Genomic DNA, 20,337 nt, shown 5'->3' with positions numbered 1-20,337 from the left:
TATCAAAGTGATAAGCAGTAATGGTGCTCAATGACAGTCCTGTGTGAAGACTGACACAAAAAAAGTTTATGTGGATCATGCACTGTTGACTCCTCTGAAGGGTCATAGTGCTATTCAAGACAGATACAACTTCTGAACCGATGGCGCTGGGTGCGCAAATGCAGGAAGCTGCGTAGTTGTCTTATTCCCACCAGAAAGAATCGTGTGGGATAGAAAGCGCACTTTACGGGCTATCAAAGCGAAGCGGCAAAGTGCACTAAATAATAAATTATACTTAATCATTTTTGACTTCAAAATGGAAATGATTTTGTGAAAAGCGCTGTAAATTTTGTGCTAAAGGCATTTTCAGACCCTTATGCCACATTATTGATCACTTTTTAAGCCTTCAGCGTTCTGAAATTTAGTGAGGAAGTGTTAAGTACGGCTCACAATCCTGCAATAAAGGTGCCATATGAAGCTCTGCTTTTGGCACTTTTCCGGCGAACACAAGGCCTTAAACATGCCACTCTTAAGCAGCGTTAAGGCGTAATCTTCAGGCACGCTCTAAAATCGTCCATAATTTGAACATTTATAAAATATCCTTTAACTATTTCTCTAAGTGTATATTTCAGGTGCAAAGAAAAGTTCCATTTCAATAACTTCCAGATAGCGTTCATGATGCTAAAGCCATATGTCGGTTCAGCAGCGCTTTGGGCAAGTTAAAATCCTGCATTAATGCCAATTTATGGTTTTATTAACCAGTTTACGCGACAACAAATATTTTTTACGCTGCGCACCGGGTAAAAAGTTGTTGAACCCGCCAAAACGGGGCGGCGCCCTTCTTTTGTGACTGTCAGGAGAGTACATTGTGCTGGTTGGATTTCTGTGGCAGCCAAAAGGATTCTGCCCATTAAGGCGGTAACAATGACTTTTCAAATTGATAAATCCGGAAAACTCGATAACGTCTGCTATGACATCCGTGGCCCGGTACTGAAAGAGGCTAAGCGCCTCGAAGAAGAAGGTAACAAAGTTCTGAAGCTGAACATTGGCAATCCGGCGCCGTTTGGTTTTGAAGCACCGGATGAGATACTGGTCGATGTTATTCGTAACCTTCCCAGCTCTCAGGGCTATTGTGACTCCAAGGGTCTCTATTCCGCCCGTAAAGCGATCATGCAGCACTACCAGGCGCGCGACATGCGCGATGTCACCGTAGAAGATATCTACATTGGCAACGGTGTTTCAGAACTCATCGTGCAGGCGATGCAGGCGTTACTGAACAGCGGCGACGAAATGCTGGTGCCGGCACCCGACTATCCGTTATGGACGGCTGCGGTTTCCCTCTCCAGCGGTAAAGCAGTGCACTATCTGTGTGACGAATCAGCAGGCTGGTTCCCTGACCTCGATGATATCCGCAGCAAGATAACGCCTCGTACCCGCGGCATCGTGATTATCAACCCGAATAACCCCACTGGCGCGGTCTACAGCAAAGAGCTGCTGTTAGAGGTGGTTGAAATTGCGCGTCAGCATAACCTGATTATTTTCGCCGATGAGATCTACGACAAGATCCTCTATGACGATGCACAGCATCACTGCATCGCAGCGCTGGCACCCGATCTGCTGACTGTTACCTTTAATGGCCTTTCTAAAACCTATCGCGTTGCCGGTTTCCGTCAGGGCTGGATGGTACTGAACGGGCCAAAGAAACATGCTAAAGGCTATATAGAAGGACTGGAGATGCTCGCCTCGATGCGCCTGTGTGCCAACGTACCGGCGCAGCATGCGATTCAGACGGCGCTGGGCGGCTACCAGAGCATTAGCGAATTTATCATGCCGGGTGGTCGTCTCTACGAGCAGCGGCAGCGCGCCTGGGAGTTGATTAATGATATACCAGGCGTCAGCTGTGTGAAGCCACAGGGCGCGCTTTATATGTTCCCGAAAATCGATGCCAAAAAATTCAACATTTTCGACGACCAGAAAATGGTGCTGGATTTTCTGTTACAGGAGAAGGTGCTACTGGTTCAGGGCAGTGCCTTTAACTGGCCATGGCCCGATCACCTGCGCATTGTTACGCTGCCACGTGTGGATGATCTTGAGATGGCGATCAATAAGTTTGGCCGCTTCCTGCAAGGCTATCGTCAATAATCAGGCCCGCGTATACTGACGCTATTTGGGGAGAGCCAGAGCCTGTCTCTCCCCCGCCAGCCAACAGGAACGCTCATGACACAAAGCCACTTCTTTGCTCATCTCTCCCGTCTTAAGCTGATCAATCGCTGGCCGCTGATGCGCAATGTGCGCACCGAAAATGTCTCCGAACACAGTCTGCAGGTCGCTATGGTGGCGCATGCCCTGGCCGTGATCAAAAACCTTAAATTCAACGGCTCGCTTAATGCCGATCACATTGCCATGCTGGCGCTTTACCACGATGCCAGTGAAGTGCTCACCGGCGATTTACCGACTCCGGTAAAGTATTACAACGCGCAGATCGCCCACGAATACAAGAAAATCGAGAAGATTGCTCAGCAGAAGCTGATTGAGATGCTGCCTGAAGAGTTTCAGGCGATCTATCGCCCGTTGATCGATGAGCATCTGCACAGCGAAGAGGAGCAGGCGGTTGTGAAACAGGCGGATGCGCTCTGTGCATATGTAAAATGTCTTGAGGAGTTGTCTGCCGGGAACAACGAATTTTTACTGGCCAAAGCGCGGCTGGAAAAGACCCTGGCACTTCGGCGTTCGCCGGAGATGGATTACTTCGTTGAGGTGTTTATTCCGAGCTTCAGCCTGTCACTGGATGAAATCTCGCAGGATACGCCACTCTAAGCCCGACGGTCTGGCCGCCGGGCCAGCCCTTAAGCCTGCTGACGGAAGGCAAAGCTACCGTCAGACTCGCGGGTTATCACCAGTGACGCCAGTGAGTCGAGCTGAAGCGCTACCTCATCCAGCCGGGGTGTCTCCGCCGGCGCATTGATGGCAATCACCGCACAGCCAGCATTCAGGCCGGATAAGATTCCGGCAGGTGCATCTTCTGCAACCACGCACGATGTCGCCGCTAATCCCAGCTTCTCCGCACCAAGCAGGTAGGGATCGGGCTCCGGTTTACCTTTAGCCACCTGTTCAGCGGTAATAAACACGGCAGGCTTAGGTAATCCTGCGGCTTTATGACGTGCATGTGCGACCGGCACTGAACCGGAAGTGACAATCGCCCAGGGAATCTGCAGTTCGTTCAGCCGGTTCAGCAACGCGTTGGCCCCTGGCAGCGCCTGCACACCGTCGGTGTCCGCCGCTTCAGCCTGCTCCAGCGCAACAAACTCCGCCTGAATAGCCTCTTCCGACTGGCCTGCCATGAAATGACGCAGAGAGGTGATCGCCTGTTTGCCATGAATGAAATCCAGAATCTCATCAGCCGCGATGCCATGACGGGCACCCCACTGGCTCCAGGCTCGTTCAACCGCTGGCAGTGAATCCACCAGCGTGCCGTCTAAATCAAATAGAAAACCTCTGTAGGTCACGCGCTCCTCCTCATCAGGCATTAATCACTTGCGCAATTTCGTTTGCACTTAAATGGTACTGGCGCGGACAAGTCTGCCACAAAGCTAACATCCGTTGATACTTTTCCCACATTGGGGTCTGCGCATTAAAACCATGGGTGCCGGAATCGAAGTGCGTATAACGCCCTTCTGTATTGACCATAAAACGGACATAACCCAGCAGGCGCGCTTCCGTTGCCGCATCGAAGCCCAGAAAGGCCAGACGGCGCTCTTCAAGCTCACCTTTCTCTTTAAGGTTTGACCAGGAGACGTGGAGAGCGTGATGCATTTCCATAATATCGATCACCGTCCGGCAGATCGCTTCGCTGAGTTCGCCAAACTCTTTGTCCAGCTCCCGCATCTGCAGCGCATAACCGCGTTCGATGATAGTCTGGTAACGACGAAAACGCTCCGCATTTTCCGGCTCAAGCATGGCCATCATTTTGTACTGATTAGTGAGAATCAAACGCTGTGCATGGGTCATTTCCATCATTTACTCCCGGTCAGAGACCGCTCAGTTAATCGACAATGGAGAAATCATTGCACAGCGTTAGCGACACGGAAATCGCCGTATCACCATTCTTTGATTTGGCCGCAGGTTAGCGGTAAATATTTTACCGCCAGCCCGGGATAGGTCAGAGATCGTCGAGGAAAGTGCGGTCGAGTTGTTTGAACGCCCGCTTTAGCAGATCGGCCAGCGCCTGATAGGTCGGCTTGCCTTCTACTGGCGCTGTCGCCTGCCCCGCTTCTTCCAGCCGGGCACGAACTTCATGAAACCAGTTAAGCAGCGTCGGCGGCAGCGGCGTCACAGAACGCTTTCCCAGCCACCATAATCCCTGCATCGGCAGGGTACAGGCAAACAGCGCGGTCGCCACGGCCGGGCCTAACTGACCGCCCATCGCGATCTGCCAGGTCAGCGTAAAAATCGCCAAAGGGGGCATAAAGCGAATAGCAAAACGCGTTGCCGATGAAACACGGTTTTCCGGGAACATGGGTGCCAGGCGCTTATCAGCCGGCCAGGTCTTCATATAGTGTTGGCCGCGCTGAAACATCCGAAACCAATTGGTACTGCCAGATTCATTCGCCATGGCTCACCTCAACTAATGCTGTAAAAATTAAAAAATAGTTATAACTACACAACTTTACGTGACATCCTTCAATTATTTTTGTCTTTAAAGGTGACTCCAGCTATTCTGACGCCGTTTTACCCCCTTTCCGGAAGCGGATTGCGCTTTTGGGAAGAGGCCTGAGCCAGGTTCAGACAAGGCAATCTTCAAATTTTCGCGTAAGATTGCCGAAATTTTTTGCGGAAATGCAGAATTCTGTCTACCGCATGATGTTTGTCATTAATCTACCAGCTTTCATGGGCTACGCTGTTAGTCTGATTGCGTTTTATTTAGCCACTCTCAAAAAATAGGTACTTCCATGTCGAGTAAGTTAGTTCTGGTTCTGAACTGTGGCAGCTCTTCCCTTAAGTTTGCCATCCTCAACCCTGCCAGCGGTGAAGAATTCCTGTCTGGCCTGGCGGAATGTTTCCACCTTCCTGAAGCCCGCATCAAATGGAAGCTGGAAGGCGAAAAACAGGAAGCGCCTCTGGGTGCTGGCGCAGCGCATAGTGAAGCGCTGAACTTTATCGTTAAAACCATTCTGGCACAAAAACCTGAGCTTTCGGCACAAATTGCTGCAATCGGCCATCGTATCGTTCATGGCGGCGAGAAGCTGACTCAGTCAGTCATCATCACTGAAGAAGTGGTACAGGGCATCAAAGACGCCTCTTCTTTTGCACCGCTGCACAATCCGGCTCATCTGATCGGTATTGATGAAGCGATGAAAAACTTCCCGCACCTGTCAGATAAGAATGTCGCGGTATTTGACACCGCTTTCCATCAGACAATGCCGGAAGAGTCTTATCTCTATGCGCTGCCGTACAAATTGTATAAAGAGCATGGCGTTCGTCGCTATGGCGCGCATGGTACCAGCCACTTCTATGTGACCCACGAAGCGGCCAAAATGCTCAACAAGCCGCTTGAGTCACTGAATATTATTACCTGCCACCTCGGTAACGGCGGTTCTGTCTCTGCCATTCGCAACGGCGAGTGTGTGGACACCTCAATGGGCCTGACCCCACTGGAAGGCCTGGTGATGGGTACCCGCAGTGGCGACATCGACCCGGCAATTATCTTCTTCCTGCACGATACGCTGGGTATGAGCGTCGATGCCATCAATAAACTGCTGACCAAAGAGTCTGGCCTGTTAGGTCTGACTGAAGTCACCAGCGACTGCCGCTACGTGGAAGATAACTACACCACCAAAGAAGATGCGAAGCGCGCAATGGATGTCTTCTGTCATCGCCTGGCGAAATATATCGGCAGCTACACTGCGCTGATGGATGGCCGCCTTGATGCCGTGGTATTTACTGGCGGCATCGGTGAAAACGCCGCGATGGTTCGTGAACTCTCACTGAAAAAACTGGCGCTGCTGGGCTTTGACGTCGATCACGATCGCAACCTGGCGGCCCGTTTCGGTAAATCTGGTTACATCAATAAAGAAGGCACCCGCCCGGCGCTGGTGATCCCGACCAACGAAGAGCTGGTCATCGCCCAGGACGCCGCGCGTCTGACTGCGTAAACACTTCTCTCCGTCAGCTCAGGCTGACGGAGTTGTTTTTGACACCCTGCCATTACTGAGAGGTTCAAACGTGTCACGTACAATTATGCTCATTCCGACCGGCACCAGCGTCGGCCTGACCAGCGTCAGCCTCGGCGTTATCCGCGCCATGGAACGCAAAGGCGTTCGACTTAGCGTCTTTAAGCCGATTGCTCAGCCGCGTACCGGCGGCGATACGCCGGATCAAACCACCACTATTATCCGTAAGAACTCTTCGATTCCTGCCGCTGAACCGCTGCAGATGTCACGTGTTGAATCACTGCTGGGATCGAACCAGCAGGATGTGCTGATGGAAGAGATCATCTCCCGTTACCATGCCAACACGCAGAATGCGGAAGTGGTGCTGGTTGAAGGTCTGGTCCCTACCCGTAAGCATCAGTTCGCCAACGCGCTGAACTATGAAATCGCGAAAACCCTGAATGCGGAAATCGTCTTCGTGATGGCGCTGGGCAATGACTCTCCGGCACAGCTGAAAGAGCGCATTGAACTGACGCAGAGCAGCTTCGGCGGTCAGAAGAATAAAAATATCACTGGCGTGATCATCAATAAACTCAACGCGCCGGTCGATGATCAGGGGCGTACCCGCCCTGACCTGTCAGAAATTTTTGATGACTCGTCAAAAGCCAGCATCGCCAATATCGATCCTAAGCAGCTGTTCTCAGACAGCCCGCTGCCGGTGCTGGGCTGCGTGCCGTGGAGCTTTGATCTGATCGCCACCCGCGCAATCGATATGTGCCGCCACCTGGATGCGCGCATCATCAACGAAGGTGAGATTCAGACCCGCCGGGTTAAATCGGTCACCTTCTGCGCCCGTAGTATCCCGCACATGCTGGAGCATTTCCGTCCAGGCTCACTGCTGGTGACTTCCGCAGACCGCCCGGATGTATTGGTCGCCGCCTGTCTGGCCGCCATGAACGGCATTGAGATTGGCGCTATCCTGCTGACCGGTAACTACGAGATTGACGATCGCATCGCGCGCCTCTGTGACCGTGCCTTCCAGACCGGCCTGCCGGTGTTCATGGTGAAAACCAATACCTGGCAGACCTCTCTGAGCCTGCAGAGCTTTAATCTTGAAGTGCCCGCTGACGATACGCAGCGCATCGAGAAAGTGCAGGAATATGTTGCCAGCTACATTAATGCCGACTGGATTGAGTCACTGACCGCCACGTCAGAGCGCAGCCGTCGCCTGTCGCCACCGGCCTTCCGCTATCAGCTGACTGAGCTGGCGCGTAAAGCGGGCAAACGCGTCGTGCTGCCAGAGGGTGATGAGCCGCGTACGGTTAAAGCGGCCGCTATCTGTGCTGAACGCGGTATCGCCACCTGCGTACTGTTAGGCAACCCGGATGAGATTCAGCGTGTTGCTGCGGCTCAGGGTGTCGAACTGGGCAAAGGGGTTGAGATTGTTGATCCGGAACAGGTGCGTGAAAACTACGTGCCGCGTCTGGTTGAGCTGCGTAAGAGCAAAGGGATGACCGAAGTGGTCGCCCAGGAACAACTGGAAGATAACGTGGTGCTGGGCACCATGATGCTGGAGAGCGGCGAAGTGGATGGCCTGGTTTCAGGTGCGGTTCACACCACCGCCAACACCATTCGTCCGCCTCTGCAGCTGATCAAAACTGCGCCTAACAGCTCACTGGTTTCATCGGTGTTCTTTATGCTGCTGCCGGAGCAGGTGCTGGTTTACGGTGACTGCGCGATTAACCCGGATCCCACCGCTGAGCAACTGGCTGAGATCGCTATTCAGTCAGCCGACTCTGCTAAAGCCTTTGGAATCGATCCACGTGTTGCGATGATCTCCTACTCTACCGGCACGTCAGGTGCAGGCAGCGACGTTGAAAAAGTGCGTGAAGCAACGCGTATCGCGCAGGAAAAACGTCCTGATCTGGTTATTGATGGTCCGCTGCAGTATGACGCCGCGATCATGGAAGATGTGGCGAAGTCGAAAGCGCCAGATTCACAGGTTGCCGGTCGCGCCACCGTCTTTATCTTCCCGGATCTGAACACCGGTAACACCACGTATAAAGCGGTACAGCGTTCAGCCGATCTGATCTCAATCGGGCCGATGCTGCAGGGTATGCGTAAGCCGGTTAACGACCTGTCGCGCGGTGCGCTGGTTGATGACATCGTCTATACCATCGCCTTAACCGCCATTCAGTCTCAGCAGGCTGAACAAGGCTAAGTGTCAGGTAAGAACGAAAAAGGCATGCCCAGGGCATGCCTTTTTTTCGCCGGTAACAGAGCCGGAGGCTTTAATGCGGATCGCTGAGACGCGTTAAAGCGCCCGTTTTCAGGCCCGGTTATCGCCGTTACGGCTCATCCACAGAGAGAGCGCTTTAAGCGAATCGTCAGTGAACTCATCACAACGTGCGGTGATCTCATCGGGCGTCATCCAGATAATCTCATCGACTTCCGATTCCTGCATGGCGAATGGCCCGTGTGACACACAACTGAACAGTCCGCCCCAGACGCGACAGTGCTGATCTTCGAAGTAGAATTTGCCATGCTCAGCAAACGGCACCGCGGCAATCCCTAACTCCTCTTCCGCTTCACGTCGCGCAGACTCCAGCATATCTTCACCGCTCTGCACCACGCCGCCTGCGGTTGCGTCCAGTTTGCCCGGCATAAAATCTTTTATCTCAGTGCGACGCTGCACCAGAATCTTGCCCATACCGTCATGAACCACAATATAGGTAGCGCGGTGACGCAGGCACTCAGCGCGCATCTGCGCACGTGTTGCCTGAGCAACAACTTCATTCTCTTCGTTTACGATATCGACCCACTCGATGCCGTCACCCGCAGTTTGATCCACCATCCGTAACCCTTTCCTGTTTGGCGTACACTTGGGTACGCAGTTTGCCACGTCTTTATTTTTATGTGGCGTAAGGTAATCACTTCCGGCAGCCTGAGCAAGCCCTGGCTGTTACCGATTTTTACCACTTTCTGCTAACCACAGCTGTACTGAGGCTCGCTGCCACTGAAACTCAGCATAATCCCGCAGACGCGCGGGCAAAGGATCGCCATGCAATACCAGCCGGTTAAGCATCACCGCCAGATCGGTATCCGCAATTGACCACTCGCCAAACAGGTTCTGTTGCCCGTCCGGCAGCAGGCGATCGACGGCCATAACCAGTTTATCCACCGCCTGCTGCGCTGATGCGGTCAGCGGCGCAAAGCGCTCACCGGCAAACAGCACTTCTGTGGGACGCTCCTGACGTATCCACAGGAAGTCACTGCGCAGCCAGGCCTGGATCTCTCTGGCGCGGGCACGCTTCTCGCGGTCGCGGGGATAGAGGCGCTCAAATTCGGGCGCCGGAAAGCGCTCTTCAAGATATTCGGTAATCGCCGAGGATTCGCTTAACAGGAACGCATCAATTTGCAGGGTCGGGACCCGGCAGGTCAGCGACAGCTCGCGGTAAGCCGCGGCGTATTGCTGATTCTGCGACAAATCGACGCGCTTCAGCTGGAAAGGGATCCCTTTTTCGGTAAGAGCAACATAGGCCGACATGGCGTAAGGACTGAAAAATGATGAATCTGACCACAGGGTGATGGACGGATAATTCATCGGTTACCTCAATTGGCTGTCAGGGTTGCATCATGTTTACCGATTTTTATTTGGGAAGGCAACGCTGAGCTGATCCGATCTCTGCCTCCGGAATAAGAAAGCGCGACGCGACTCACGATAGAGTGGCTCGACTCTTCTATGCTGAAAGATGCAAATAACAAAAACATCAAGGGAGCCGCAACATGCACATTCTTATTACCGGTGGCACGGGACTGATTGGCCGCCACCTGATTCCGCGCCTGCAACAGCTGGGGCATCAGATCAGTGTGGTGACGCGTGACGTGGTCAGCGCGCGTGAAAAACTGGGCGAAGAGGTCGCGCTCTGGTCAGGGCTGGCGCAACAGTCGAACCTGGATACGATCGATGCGGTCATTAATCTGGCGGGAGAACCTATTGCCGACAAACGCTGGACGGAGCCGCATAAACAGCAGCTGTGTGAAAGCCGCTGGCAGATAACCGAGCAGATTGTCTCACTGATCAACGCCAGCGCCACGCCACCGTCCGTGTTGATCTCAGGTTCGGCAACCGGCTTTTATGGCAACACCGGCGATCTGGTGCTGACTGAAGAGGATCAGGGTCAGGATGAGTTTACTCATCAGCTCTGCGCCCGCTGGGAGCAGCTGGCGCTCGCGGCTGAAAGCGAACGCACCCGCGTCTGCCTGCTGCGAACCGGCGTGGTGCTGGCGTCTGAGGGCGGCGCACTCAGCAAAATGAAGCTGCCCTTTAAACTCGGCATCGGCGGGCCGATTGGCAGTGGTAAACAGTACATGCCGTGGATTCACATTGATGACATGCTAAACGCCATTATCTGGCTGCTGGAGCATGACGATCTGCGGGGTCCGTTCAATATGGTCGCTCCCTACGCGGTGCGTAACGAGCAGTTTGCCGCCACGCTGGGCCGGGTGATGCATCGTCCGGCCTTTATGCGCACGCCTGCCAGCGCCATTAAACTGATGATGGGCGAATCGTCGGTGCTGGTGCTGGGAGGACAGCATGTGCTGCCAAAACGGCTGGAAGCCTCAGGCTTTGGTTTCCGCTGGTACGATTTGCAGGAAGCGCTGCAGGATGTCGCAGGATAAACATACGGCGGCCCTGGGCCGCCGTATGTTTCGTTAGTTACGCTGCTCTGCTACACGCGACTTCACTACCTTCTTTTCACGCGTATGCCCCGGTTGTGGCACACGAATAATAAAGGTCAGCACGCCAGCGAACACGTATAGCCCGGTATAGGCCCATACCACACCGACAATGTCGAAGAACGGCAGCATGACTGAGGCGATAGCCGGTGCCACAAAGTTACTGAGTCCTGCGGAGAGGTTGTAAATAGAGACCGCAGCGCCTTTATGATGCGGTTCCAGCGTGGGAAATACAGCGGTCATCGGTACAAACGCGGCGACAAAAATGCCCAGCATTACCGCAGGGATTAATGCGACCCAGAAGTTATGACCCGCATACAGCGGCAGATAATAAAAGGTCAGGCTGGAGATGGCCATCCCCAGGCAACCAAACCAGCGCACCTGACGGATCCAGCCCAGCTTCTCTCCCGTGAGGCCCCAGAAGATATTCGTAAATATAGTGACAAAGAAGAACACCGCCCAGATTTGTAGCCATTCAGAGATGGTAAAGCCGAGACGATCGACAAACAGCAGTGGCATGATAATGGCGAAACCAAACAGCGACAGCGTGTTGATGATGCGAATCAGGCAGGCATAAAACACATTCTGATTGGTGAACAGGATGGTCACGGCACGCGCCATCTCTGTCATCTTGTCACGCATCGGCAAATTCACACGAGAGCGATCCACCGGTACCTTGCGCAGGCTGAAGTATGCGAGGATCCCACCACAGGCCACCCAGATAATAGCCAGCCACAGCGTCCCCGTTTCCCCCAGCATCGGAATGGTGAGACTTGGCAGATAGCTGCCAATCACCCCGATGCCGACAGAATACATCGCCCAGAACCAGCCGGTCGCCGCCGCCAGTTTTTCGCGCGGTAAGACCTGCACCAGCATCATCATGAAAGAGTAGATAAACAGCGGATAAGCCAGCCCGCGAATGCCGTAGAACAGCACCATCAGCGGATAGTTGCGCAGGCCAAGCCCCAGCGACATAAACAGCGTATGCATCACAATCCATAACACAAAGCCAATCATCATCGCGCGCTGCGGTGTGATCAACTCGGCTACCACGCCAGATGCCCAGGCCGCCAGGGCTGCCGCTAAGCCATAGAAGGTGAATACGACTGCAGACTGCGCGGGCGTAAAGCCCATATCGGTGATATGGCGCGACAGAAACGCCATTTCAAAGCCATCACCCGCCATAAAGATTGCGATAGCGAGGAAACCCCAGAACATCTTTTTCGGTAAGCCAAACCAGTATTCGTTCGATTGCATCACAATTACCTTCTGTCTGGTTAGTCGTTATGCAGGCAGCAAACTGCGCACCTGTTGTTGCTGGACGTAGAGTTCCCGGAACAGACATAGCCGCTTTTGCAGCACGGCACCGCGCGTCTCGTCCGGTTGGTAGCGCGCCTGCACAGCCGGCTTCAGACACACCTCATGCTCAAGGCCGCCATCAGCCAGCCACGCTAAACGTGCCGCACCCAGCGCGCCAGATGCGCTGGCGGGATGGGTAACAATGGGCAGTTGCAGCACATCGGCAATCAATTGAGCCCACAATGTGCTACGTGCGCCACCACCGGTCAGGCTGCACTGCTGAATGTGATGCCTGGCATCGCCGAGCACACTCAACCCATCAGCCAGCCCAAATGCCACGCCTTCAACCACCGCATAGCCCAGCAAGGCGCGCGGGGTTTCATGGCGCAGATTGAAGAAAGAACCGGATGCGTCAGGATCGTTATGTGGTGTGCGTTCACCAGACAGATAGGGCAGGAAAACCGGGGCGCTACGCACTTGCTCATCACTGAGCTGGACCATCTCCTCCATCAGCTGGCTTTCACTGACCGACAGCAGATTGCACAACCAGCGCAGACAACTGGCGGCGCTAAGCATCACACTCATCTGGTGCCAGCGGCCCGGTAACGCATGGCAAAAGGCGTGCACCCCGCATTGAGGGTCAGCCCGTAAGCGGTCGTTTACGACAAAAATCACACCGGAGGTACCCAATGAGATAAACGCATCACCGGGATTCACCGCCCCCACACCGACTGCCGATGCGGCATTGTCACCGCCGCCTCCCGCGACAGTAACCGCAGTAGATAAACCCCACTCGCTCGCCAGCGTCGGCTGCAGGCGTCCACTTATGGCACTGCCTTCTACCAGTTCAGGCATTTGGGCACGCTTCAGTCCGGTGATGGCCAGCAGTTCTTCCGACCAGTCACGCCGGGAGACATCGAGCCACAGCGTTCCGGCAGCATCCGAAGGCTCACTGACAAAGCGCCCGGTAAGACGCCAGCGCAGGTAATCTTTCGGCAGCAGGACCTTATCGATGCGGCTGAAAATTTCTGGCTCATTTTCCGCGACCCAGTGCAGTTTCGGCAAAGTGAAGCCGGGCATAATCATATTGCCGCTAATTTCCATTATCCGGGGATTGCTCTTCCGTAGCCTTTCACACTGCGGTGCACTGCGCGTGTCGTTCCAGAGGATACACGGACGCAGCACCTTCCCCCCGGCATCCAGCAACACGGCCCCGTGCATCTGTCCCGATAATCCAATAGCGCGAATCGCGGCCCATGCCAGAGGAAACTGATGACGTAATCCCGCCAGAACCTCGCTGCAGGCTTGCCACCAGCATTCAGGATCCTGTTCAGCCCAGTGGGGATGGGGACGCTGCACGCTCAGCGTGGCGTGCTGAGCCGCCACAATCTCACCGTGCGTATTAATGATCAGCGCTTTAAGCTCTGAGGTACCAATATCAATGCCGAGATACATAATTACACCGCCGCCAGTTCAGGCTGTTTCAGCCACTGCTGCAAACTCGCAACACGGCGGGTGACTAATTCATGAAACGCCTTATCAGATGCCAGTTCCGCAAACAGCGCGCTATCACTCAGGTACGCATGGAGCGGATCGGCGCTGGCGAACTGCTTACGCAGCGTATCGACCTGTAGCGCACCGTCCTGATAGCAATAGGGTAAATTGTCATCGGCCCATCGCTGCATAAACAGGAAGAACAGTGCCGGAATCACCGCCGTTGCGGTGGGCTGCGCACCGCGCTGGTAGCACTGTTGCAGGGTTGGCGTCACCATGCCGGGAATTTTGGATAAACCATCGGCACCGACGCGCTGATTGGTATCTTTAATGTAAGGATTACTGAAGCGGGCCAGCACCACGTCACGATAATCCGCTAAATCAAGCGGGCTGGGAGACAGAGAAGGAATGACATCCTGGGTCACATAGTCGTGAGCCAGTTGATAAATCGCCGGATGGCTGGTGCTCTCATCGATATAGTTCAGACCAATCAGTGTGCCCGCCCAGGCAATCGCAGCATGTGTTGCATTGAGGATGCGAATTTTCGCCTCTTCCCACGGCAGTACCGATTCCACCAGTTCAACACCGACCTTTTCCAGCGCCGGGCGCCCGGCAATAAAATCATCCTCAATGACCCACTGAATAAAAGATTCGGCCATTACTGCTGCGCCATCCTGTTTGCCGGTCGCCGCCTGCACGCGTTCTGCCACCTCCGGAGTAGGACGGGGTGTAATGCGATCAACCATGGTATTCGGTGAACGGGTTTGCGTGCGCACCCAGTCGGCCAGCGCGGTATCGCCTTTGGCCGTAAGAAACGCCAGGAAGGCGTCACGGAAACGCTCACCATTGTGCCGCAGATTGTCGCAGTTCAGCAGCGTAACCGGCGGACCGCCTTGCGCAACACGCTGTGTCAGAATATGGCTGAGTGCACCGTAGAGGGTGCGGATATCGCCACCCAGATCGGCCTTCACATCTGCCTGATTGAGATCCAGGGTAAACGCGGGCGTCAGGTAGTAACCCGCTTCGGTCACGGTAAAGCTAATCACACGCGTTTCCGCACTGGCCCCCTGCTCGATCAACGCACTGATATCACTGTCCCAGGGCAAAATTTTGCGCAGCGAAGTGATGGTTTCGTAGTCGCGCTTACCTTCAGGCGTCACGGTTTCCAGCACATATTCTCCCTGCTGCGCCGCGAGCTGATTGAGCAGCGGCACTGCGTCATTACGGATATTGCCGAGCGCGATGCTCCAGCTTTCATCACCCTGCTCACGCAGTTTATGCAGATACCACGCCTGATGTGCCCGATGAAAAGATCCCGCGCCGATGTGCATCCACACTGATTGGTTGTTCATAATCGCCTCAATTTAAACATTTGCCACACCTAAGGGCATTTGCCCGATGACCTGTAGCATAGTGCCTATTACGAAGAGCCTTCTGCGAGCCGAGTCACAAATAATACTTTTGCTCCCATCCCGGGCTTTTGCTCAGTTAGTGCTTTTCGATCCGCACGGCGTTAAGATGTCCCCTCAAATTCGACGGAACATCGTGATGAGCAGAGAAGAAAAAAAGCAGGAGCTGGTCGCACGTGCTGCATGGATGTATTACGTCGCAGGCGTGACACAGCAGGAGATTGCGCAGGCATTGGGATTGTCACGACAGGTAGCGCAGCGGCTGGTATCCAGTGCACGTGAAATGGGCATGGTGAACGTAAAAATTGATCATCCCGTCACACACTGTCTGCAGCTGGCGCGTGAGGTACAGGCGAAGTTTGGTCTGGATTTGTGCCGCGTTGTGCCATCTGCCAGTCTGAATGATGAGGCTATTCAACAAATGCTGGCAGTTGAAGGCGCGGCGGTGATGACACAATTCATCAATGAGGAAACGCCTCAGGTGTTCGGTATTGGTTCCGGTAAAACCCTGCGCTCAATGATTGATGCGCTACCCTGGGTTGATCGCCCGCAGCATCATTGCGTTTCCATGATTGGTGCCATCGCGCGGGATGATTCCGGTACTCGCTATGACGTACCGTTGAAGATGGCCGAAAAGATGCAAGGTAAGTATTTCTTTATCCCAGCGCCCTTATACGCCGACACCCCAGAGGATAAAGCGATGTGGGTTCAGCATAAGGTTTACCAGCGCGTCATTGATCGCGCATTACAGGCGGACGTGGCTTTTGTGGGTATTGGCGAAGTGATGCCGGGCTGTCCTTTGAATGCCGAGGGATTCATCACAGATGCGCAGGTCGAGGCGCTAAATGGGCGCGGCGTGGTGGGCGAAATGCTCGGTCACTTTTTCAATCAGCAGGGTGAGCGGGTATGGGGCGAAACGGATGAGCTACTGACCAGCGTGCGACTGGAAAGCCGGACTCAGCGTAAAATTATTGGCTTTGCGGGTAGCGAGCGCAAGTATCCAGCAATCCGTGCCGCATTACAGGGCGGCTGGGTATCGGGACTGGTGACCGATGAGGATACGGCGCTGAAGCTACTGCAAAAGTGATATCTCAGCATGGATGCAGAGTGCGAGGGCAGAACGCAGAGATGACGCAAAATCTCAAACGCGGCTCGCACTTATTCTGCGCAGGGCACGTTACGCCGGTGCCCTGATTCCCTCGCCTTAACTAACATCTAACCGTTACTTCAGCGATCCCTTGAGGAACTGCTGTAAACGCGGGCTTTTCGGGCTGCCGAACAGTTCCGCAGGCGGTCCCTGCTCTTCGATTTTACCCTGATGCAGGAAAATGACATGGCTGGAGACGTGACGGGCAAACTCCATCTCGTGGGTCACGACCACCATGGTTTTGCCCTCCTCCGCCAGCTTCTGCATGATGCGCAGTACTTCCCCGACCAGCTCCGGATCAAGCGCCGAAGTGGGTTCGTCAAACAGCAACACCTCTGGCTCCATCGCCAGCGCGCGCGCAATCGACACACGCTGCTGCTGACCGCCGGAGAGGTGAACCGGATATTTTGCCTGTGCCCGCGCATCAATCCCGACTTTATCGAGGTATTTGATGGCACGCTCACGCGCCGCCGCTTTACTCAGCCCCAGCACCTGAATCGGGGCTTCCATCACGTTTTCCAGCACGGTCATGTGACTCCACAGATTAAAGTGCTGGAACACCATGGTCAGGCTGGTACGTAACGCGCGCAGCTGCTCTTTGTCAGCCACTTTGAGCTGACCATCTTTGTCACGGACTAAGGTGATTTGTTGGTTATTCACCATGATGCTGCCTTCACTCGGTTTTTCGAGGAAGTTGATGCAGCGTAAAAAGGTACTTTTCCCTGAGCCGGACGATCCAATGATACTGATCACATCGCCCGCTTTAGCAGTTAACGAGACCCCTTTCAGCACTTCATGTTCACCGTAACGCTTATGCAATTCGGTGACGCTTAATTTATTGTCAGCCATAGTTCTACTCAATGCGATGAAGAGGGTTTCACGTGGGCCAGCCAGCGACGTTCCGCCAGGCGGAACAGGCTGATCAACACGTAAGAGATAATCAGGTACAACACAGCCGCCAGACCAAAGGCGGTAAACGGCTGATAGGTCGCCGAGTTAATATCCCGCGCGATTTTCAGCAGATCCGGCACGGTGGCGGTGAAGGCCAGCGCCGTGGAGTGCAGCATCAGAATCACTTCGTTGCTGTAGGCCGGCAGTGCCGTTCGCAGCGCCGATGGCAGGATAATGCAGCGATAAAGTTTAAAAGTAGAGAAGCCGTACGCCCGTGCCGCCTCAATTTCACCGTGTGGCACCGAGCGAATCGCACCGGCAAAAATTTCCGTGGTGTAGGCGCAGGTGTTGAGAGTGAAGGCGAGCAGCGTACAGTTCAGACCACTGCGGAAAAAGGCATTCAGCAGTTCAGTGCCTTTCACAATCTCCAGCGTGTACATGCCGGAGTAGAACACCAGCAGCTGCACATAGAGCGGCGTGCCGCGAAAGACGTAGGTGAAGAGCCAGACCGGAAAGCTGATAAACCGGTTAGGGGAAACCCGCGCTATCGCCAGCAGGATTGCCAGACATCCGCCAATGGTGACCGAGAGGATCAGCAGCCACAGGGTGATAGCTACACCGGTAAAACGATAACCGTCAGTCCAGAGCAGCGATTTCCAGTATTCCTGAATAATATCAATCATAACTCGCCCTCTTCACACCCACCGTATAGCGCCGGTTCAGCCACCACAGCACACCGTTTGACAGCGTGGTGAATACCAGATAAATCACACCGGCCACAATGGCGAAGTAGAACGGCTGCCAGGTACTTTTTCCTGCCAGCTGCGTCGCCTTCACCACATCTTCCAGCCCCAGCAGCGAGACCAGCGCGGTGGCTTTCAGAATCACCTGCCAGTTGTTGCCGATGCCTGGCAGCGCGTAGCGCATCATGGCCGGAAACAGAATGCGGCGGAACACCTGCGCGCCGGTAAAGCCAAACGCGGTTGCTGCTTCAATCTGCCCCTGAGGCACGGCCATAAAGGCGCCGCGGAACGTTTCGGTGAAGTAGGCACCATAGATAAAGCCGAGCGTGATGATACCGGCGACCATCGGGTCGATATCAAACTGCGCCATGCCCAGCGCATCGGTTATCTGGTTGAGGACAATCTGCAGACCGTAGAAGATCAGCAGCATCAGTACAAGGTCTGGCACGCCACGAATCAGCGTGGTGTAGCCTTCAAAAATCATCGCCAGTGGCCGGCTGCGCGACAGTTTCGCGCCTGCGCCAATCAGGCCCAGCAGCACTGCCAGCACGACGGAAGTGAGCGCCAGCTCCAGCGTCACCAGCGTGCCCCGAAGAATTACATCAGAATAGCCATACAGCATCGAGAGGGTCCTGTCGTGGGGTGAAAACGAAACGCTGCCCGCAAGCGAGACGGGCAGTTTAGCTTTACCTCTCTGTTGCAGATGCCATCCGCCATTAGCGGAAAAGAACCCGATTCTGCACCTGGCAGAACCGGCTCAGACCCGGCAAAACGGACACAGAGGGTAAAGCGACAGGATGGTTAGTCGCCGTACACGTTGAAATCGAAGTATTTCTTCGCAATCTTGTCGTAGGTGCCATCTTTACGCATGTCAGCAAAGGCTTTGTCGATGGCGGCTTTCAGTTCGCTGTCATCTTTACGCAGTCCCATGCCGGTACCGACGCCAAAAATCTTGTCATCTTTCACGGCCGGACCGGCGAAGGCGTAATTTTTACCGACCGGCTGCTTCAGGAATCCTTCGCTGGCCTGCACTTCATCCTGGAAGGCAGCATCAATACGACCGGCATTCAGATCCTGATAGACCAGATCCTGGTTTGCATAAGGCGTGACGTTCACCCCTTTTGGCCGCCAGTTCTGATTGGCGTAAGTTTCCTGGGTGGTGCCCTGCAGCAGACCGATGTTTTTGCCTTTCAGGGACTCAATGGTCGGCTCAATTTTCGATCCCTTCGGCGCGACTAAACGCGCGTTAGCGGCGTAGAGTTTTTCCGAGAAGGCGATCTCTTCCTGACGTTTCGCTGTGATGGAAAGTGAGGAGATGATGGCATCAATTTTCTTCGCTTTCAGCGAAGGGATCAGCGCATCAAAGTCGCTCTCAACATAGGTACATTGGGTATGAATACGTTTACAGATTTCGTTAGCGAGGTCGATATCGAAGCCCACTAACTTGCCTTGCGCGTTTTTCGACTCAAACGGTGGGTAAGTTGGATCTGTGCCGATACGGATTGAACCCGGAACCGCCGCGAAGACGCTGGCAGCACTGGATAAGCCCAGCATCAGGGAAAGAGCCAGAACACGCTTTTTCATAGATTACCCTCAAGTGAAGTGCTTTTTGTTATGTGGTTCGTGATGTGTTTGCGCAAAGTAATTTGCATGTTTCATGCCAGTTCTGCAAGTTAACCACGCTGTTAGCGTGATGTCAGACAGGCGAAAACGCTGTGTTTGTGAGGGGAATATAGCAGTGAAGTAAAAGAGAAAAAGCGACGTTGTTAACTTTTGGTGCGTCAAATGCACGAAGAGTGATCCGAGGCGCGCTTATGCACTAAATAAGTGCGCCAGCGGAACTTTATGCACCCTGCCAGCGCGTGAAGAGATCTTCCGATAATTCGATATCAAACTGGTCGATCACCCGGTTAACGGTCTGATCGATCAGCTGATCGATCGTTTCAGGCCGATGATAGAATGCCGGCACGGGTGGCATAATAATGGCACCCAGCTCTGCGGCAGTGGTCATCATTCGCAGATGGCCAACATGCAGCGGGGTTTCGCGCACGCACAGCACCAGCTTACGCTGCTCTTTTAACACCACGTCAGCCGCACGGGTCAGCAACGAGTCACTGTAACTGTGGACGATGCCAGAGAGCGTTTTCATTGAGCAGGGTAAAATCGCCATGCCCAGCGTTTTAAACGATCCAGATGAGATATTTGCTGCAATATCGCGCACGTCATGCACCACATCGGCCAGCGCCTGCACGTCACGCAGCGAATAATCGCTCTCCAGTCCCAGCGTCTGACGCGCCGCCTGACTCATAACCAGATGCGTTTCTACTTCTTCCACCTGCTGCAACACCTGCAGCATGCGCACGCCATAGATCACCCCGCTTGCGCCAGAGATGCCAATGATGAGTCGTTTCATATTCCAACCTTATGTCAGCCAATGGGCCATCATACGCGGCCTGCGGGTTTCTGAAAACAAACAGGGCGGGATT

General features: G+C 54.2%; 19 protein-coding genes. 6 read left to right on the top strand and 13 right to left on the bottom strand.

Features of this window, described 5'->3' with window-relative positions:
- Nucleotides 1–903 precede the first annotated feature (903 nt).
- A complete protein-coding gene (locus OK412_RS01480) occupies nucleotides 904–2,121 on the top strand; it encodes a pyridoxal phosphate-dependent aminotransferase (protein WP_010258051.1) in 1,218 nt (405 codons plus the stop codon).
- A gap of 75 nt (nucleotides 2,122–2,196) precedes the next feature.
- Entirely contained in the window at nucleotides 2,197–2,796 is a 600-nt protein-coding gene (gene yfbR, locus OK412_RS01475) for a 5'-deoxynucleotidase (RefSeq protein WP_010258048.1), read from the top strand.
- A gap of 29 nt (nucleotides 2,797–2,825) precedes the next feature.
- On the opposite strand, the gene OK412_RS01470 is transcribed toward yfbR, so the two are convergent.
- From OK412_RS01470 to yfbV, 3 genes are all read right to left on the bottom strand, one after another.
- Nucleotides 2,826–3,485 (bottom strand): sugar phosphatase, encoded by a 660-nt coding sequence (locus OK412_RS01470; RefSeq protein WP_264352600.1) that lies wholly within the window; start codon nucleotides 3,483–3,485, stop codon nucleotides 2,826–2,828.
- A gap of 13 nt (nucleotides 3,486–3,498) precedes the next feature.
- Nucleotides 3,499–3,993: a YfbU family protein gene (locus OK412_RS01465; protein ID WP_010671451.1), complete on the bottom strand. Its 495-nt coding sequence runs from the start codon at nucleotides 3,991–3,993 to the stop codon at nucleotides 3,499–3,501.
- 145 nt (nucleotides 3,994–4,138) lie between these two features.
- A complete protein-coding gene (yfbV, locus tag OK412_RS01460; protein ID WP_010258042.1) occupies nucleotides 4,139–4,591 on the bottom strand; it encodes a terminus macrodomain insulation protein YfbV in 453 nt (150 codons plus the stop codon).
- Between the two features lie 337 nt (nucleotides 4,592–4,928).
- On the opposite strand from yfbV, the gene ackA reads away from it, so the two are divergent.
- Nucleotides 4,929–6,131 carry an acetate kinase gene (gene ackA, locus OK412_RS01455; protein ID WP_010258040.1) on the top strand — a complete coding sequence of 401 codons (1,203 nt, stop codon included), beginning with the start codon at nucleotides 4,929–4,931 and terminating at the stop codon, nucleotides 6,129–6,131.
- 85 nt (nucleotides 6,132–6,216) lie between these two features.
- Nucleotides 6,217–8,349: a phosphate acetyltransferase gene (pta, locus tag OK412_RS01450; protein ID WP_031292718.1), complete on the top strand. Its 2,133-nt coding sequence runs from the start codon at nucleotides 6,217–6,219 to the stop codon at nucleotides 8,347–8,349.
- A 108-nt stretch (nucleotides 8,350–8,457) separates the two neighbouring features.
- Here pta and yfcD read toward each other — a convergent pair whose 3' ends face one another.
- Both yfcD and yfcF read right to left on the bottom strand, forming a co-directional pair.
- Nucleotides 8,458–8,982, bottom strand: coding sequence for an NUDIX hydrolase YfcD (gene yfcD, locus OK412_RS01445; RefSeq protein WP_010258035.1), 525 nt, complete (start codon nucleotides 8,980–8,982; stop codon nucleotides 8,458–8,460).
- Nucleotides 8,983–9,090: 108 nt separating this feature from the next.
- Nucleotides 9,091–9,732: a glutathione transferase gene (yfcF, locus tag OK412_RS01440; RefSeq protein ID WP_010258032.1), complete on the bottom strand. Its 642-nt coding sequence runs from the start codon at nucleotides 9,730–9,732 to the stop codon at nucleotides 9,091–9,093.
- Between the two features lie 182 nt (nucleotides 9,733–9,914).
- Between yfcF and OK412_RS01435 the strand changes: the two genes are divergently transcribed.
- The gene (locus OK412_RS01435; protein ID WP_010258028.1) at nucleotides 9,915–10,811 is read left to right on the top strand and encodes a TIGR01777 family oxidoreductase; all 897 of its coding nucleotides are present in this window, start codon (nucleotides 9,915–9,917) and stop codon (nucleotides 10,809–10,811) included.
- 33 nt (nucleotides 10,812–10,844) lie between these two features.
- On the opposite strand, the gene OK412_RS01430 is transcribed toward OK412_RS01435, so the two are convergent.
- The 3 genes from OK412_RS01430 to dalD are packed head-to-tail and all read right to left on the bottom strand — an operon-like array spanning nucleotide 10,845 to nucleotide 15,013.
- Nucleotides 10,845–12,125 (bottom strand): MFS transporter, encoded by a 1,281-nt coding sequence (locus OK412_RS01430; RefSeq protein ID WP_182500225.1) that lies wholly within the window; start codon nucleotides 12,123–12,125, stop codon nucleotides 10,845–10,847.
- A 27-nt stretch (nucleotides 12,126–12,152) separates the two neighbouring features.
- Entirely contained in the window at nucleotides 12,153–13,622 is a 1,470-nt protein-coding gene (gene xylB, locus OK412_RS01425) for a xylulokinase (RefSeq protein ID WP_010671450.1), read from the bottom strand.
- 2 nt (nucleotides 13,623–13,624) lie between these two features.
- Nucleotides 13,625–15,013, bottom strand: a complete 1,389-nt coding sequence (dalD, locus tag OK412_RS01420) for a D-arabinitol 4-dehydrogenase (protein WP_010671449.1) — start codon at nucleotides 15,011–15,013, stop codon at nucleotides 13,625–13,627.
- Nucleotides 15,014–15,209: 196 nt separating this feature from the next.
- Here dalD and OK412_RS01415 point away from each other — a divergent pair, with 196 nt between their 5' ends.
- Entirely contained in the window at nucleotides 15,210–16,157 is a 948-nt protein-coding gene (locus OK412_RS01415) for a sugar-binding transcriptional regulator (RefSeq protein ID WP_179256728.1), read from the top strand.
- A 135-nt stretch (nucleotides 16,158–16,292) separates the two neighbouring features.
- On the opposite strand, the gene hisP is transcribed toward OK412_RS01415, so the two are convergent.
- From hisP to OK412_RS01390, 5 genes are all read right to left on the bottom strand, one after another.
- On the bottom strand, nucleotides 16,293–17,066 hold the full coding sequence (gene hisP / locus OK412_RS01410) for a histidine ABC transporter ATP-binding protein HisP (RefSeq protein WP_010258014.1): 774 nt from the start codon (nucleotides 17,064–17,066) through the stop codon (nucleotides 16,293–16,295).
- 8 nt (nucleotides 17,067–17,074) lie between these two features.
- Entirely contained in the window at nucleotides 17,075–17,791 is a 717-nt protein-coding gene (locus tag OK412_RS01405) for an ABC transporter permease (protein WP_010258010.1), read from the bottom strand.
- Nucleotides 17,784–18,473, bottom strand: a complete 690-nt coding sequence (locus OK412_RS01400) for a histidine ABC transporter permease HisQ (RefSeq protein ID WP_010258006.1) — start codon at nucleotides 18,471–18,473, stop codon at nucleotides 17,784–17,786. Before OK412_RS01400 ends, OK412_RS01405 begins: the two co-directional genes overlap by 8 nt.
- A gap of 179 nt (nucleotides 18,474–18,652) precedes the next feature.
- Nucleotides 18,653–19,435 (bottom strand): lysine/arginine/ornithine ABC transporter substrate-binding protein ArgT, encoded by a 783-nt coding sequence (gene argT, locus OK412_RS01395; RefSeq protein WP_010258004.1) that lies wholly within the window; start codon nucleotides 19,433–19,435, stop codon nucleotides 18,653–18,655.
- Nucleotides 19,436–19,694: 259 nt separating this feature from the next.
- Nucleotides 19,695–20,264, bottom strand: a complete 570-nt coding sequence (locus tag OK412_RS01390; RefSeq protein WP_010258003.1) for a UbiX family flavin prenyltransferase — start codon at nucleotides 20,262–20,264, stop codon at nucleotides 19,695–19,697.
- Nucleotides 20,265–20,337 lie beyond the last annotated feature (73 nt).

It is taken from the genome of Pantoea sp. JV6, assembly GCF_025910055.1.
GTDB lineage: Bacteria > Pseudomonadota > Gammaproteobacteria > Enterobacterales > Enterobacteriaceae > Pantoea > Pantoea agglomerans.
Note: the sequence above shows the minus strand (reverse complement) of the source record. Positions and strands in the feature narration are given on the sequence as shown.

What these genes read in the sequence shown, in the direction of transcription:
- OK412_RS01435 (WP_010258028.1), top strand. Translation starts at nt 9,915, where the DNA reads ATGCACATTCTTATTACCGGTGGCACGGGACTGATTGGCCGCCACCTG.
- hisP (WP_010258014.1), bottom strand. Translation starts at nt 17,066, where the DNA reads ATGGCTGACAATAAATTAAGCGTCACCGAATTGCATAAGCGTTACGGT.
- argT (WP_010258004.1), bottom strand. Translation starts at nt 19,435, where the DNA reads ATGAAAAAGCGTGTTCTGGCTCTTTCCCTGATGCTGGGCTTATCCAGT.
- ackA (WP_010258040.1), top strand. Translation starts at nt 4,929, where the DNA reads ATGTCGAGTAAGTTAGTTCTGGTTCTGAACTGTGGCAGCTCTTCCCTT.
- OK412_RS01480 (WP_010258051.1), top strand. Translation starts at nt 904, where the DNA reads ATGACTTTTCAAATTGATAAATCCGGAAAACTCGATAACGTCTGCTAT.
- yfcD (WP_010258035.1), bottom strand. Translation starts at nt 8,982, where the DNA reads ATGGTGGATCAAACTGCGGGTGACGGCATCGAGTGGGTCGATATCGTA.
- OK412_RS01390 (WP_010258003.1), bottom strand. Translation starts at nt 20,264, where the DNA reads ATGAAACGACTCATCATTGGCATCTCTGGCGCAAGCGGGGTGATCTAT.
- pta (WP_031292718.1), top strand. Translation starts at nt 6,217, where the DNA reads ATGCTCATTCCGACCGGCACCAGCGTCGGCCTGACCAGCGTCAGCCTC.
- OK412_RS01405 (WP_010258010.1), bottom strand. Translation starts at nt 17,791, where the DNA reads ATGATTGATATTATTCAGGAATACTGGAAATCGCTGCTCTGGACTGAC.
- OK412_RS01465 (WP_010671451.1), bottom strand. Translation starts at nt 3,993, where the DNA reads ATGGAAATGACCCATGCACAGCGTTTGATTCTCACTAATCAGTACAAA.
- yfcF (WP_010258032.1), bottom strand. Translation starts at nt 9,732, where the DNA reads ATGAATTATCCGTCCATCACCCTGTGGTCAGATTCATCATTTTTCAGT.
- OK412_RS01400 (WP_010258006.1), bottom strand. Translation starts at nt 18,473, where the DNA reads ATGCTGTATGGCTATTCTGATGTAATTCTTCGGGGCACGCTGGTGACG.
- yfbV (WP_010258042.1), bottom strand. Translation starts at nt 4,591, where the DNA reads ATGGCGAATGAATCTGGCAGTACCAATTGGTTTCGGATGTTTCAGCGC.
- xylB (WP_010671450.1), bottom strand. Translation starts at nt 13,622, where the DNA reads ATGTATCTCGGCATTGATATTGGTACCTCAGAGCTTAAAGCGCTGATC.
- OK412_RS01430 (WP_182500225.1), bottom strand. Translation starts at nt 12,125, where the DNA reads ATGCAATCGAACGAATACTGGTTTGGCTTACCGAAAAAGATGTTCTGG.
- dalD (WP_010671449.1), bottom strand. Translation starts at nt 15,013, where the DNA reads ATGAACAACCAATCAGTGTGGATGCACATCGGCGCGGGATCTTTTCAT.
- yfbR (WP_010258048.1), top strand. Translation starts at nt 2,197, where the DNA reads ATGACACAAAGCCACTTCTTTGCTCATCTCTCCCGTCTTAAGCTGATC.
- OK412_RS01415 (WP_179256728.1), top strand. Translation starts at nt 15,210, where the DNA reads ATGAGCAGAGAAGAAAAAAAGCAGGAGCTGGTCGCACGTGCTGCATGG.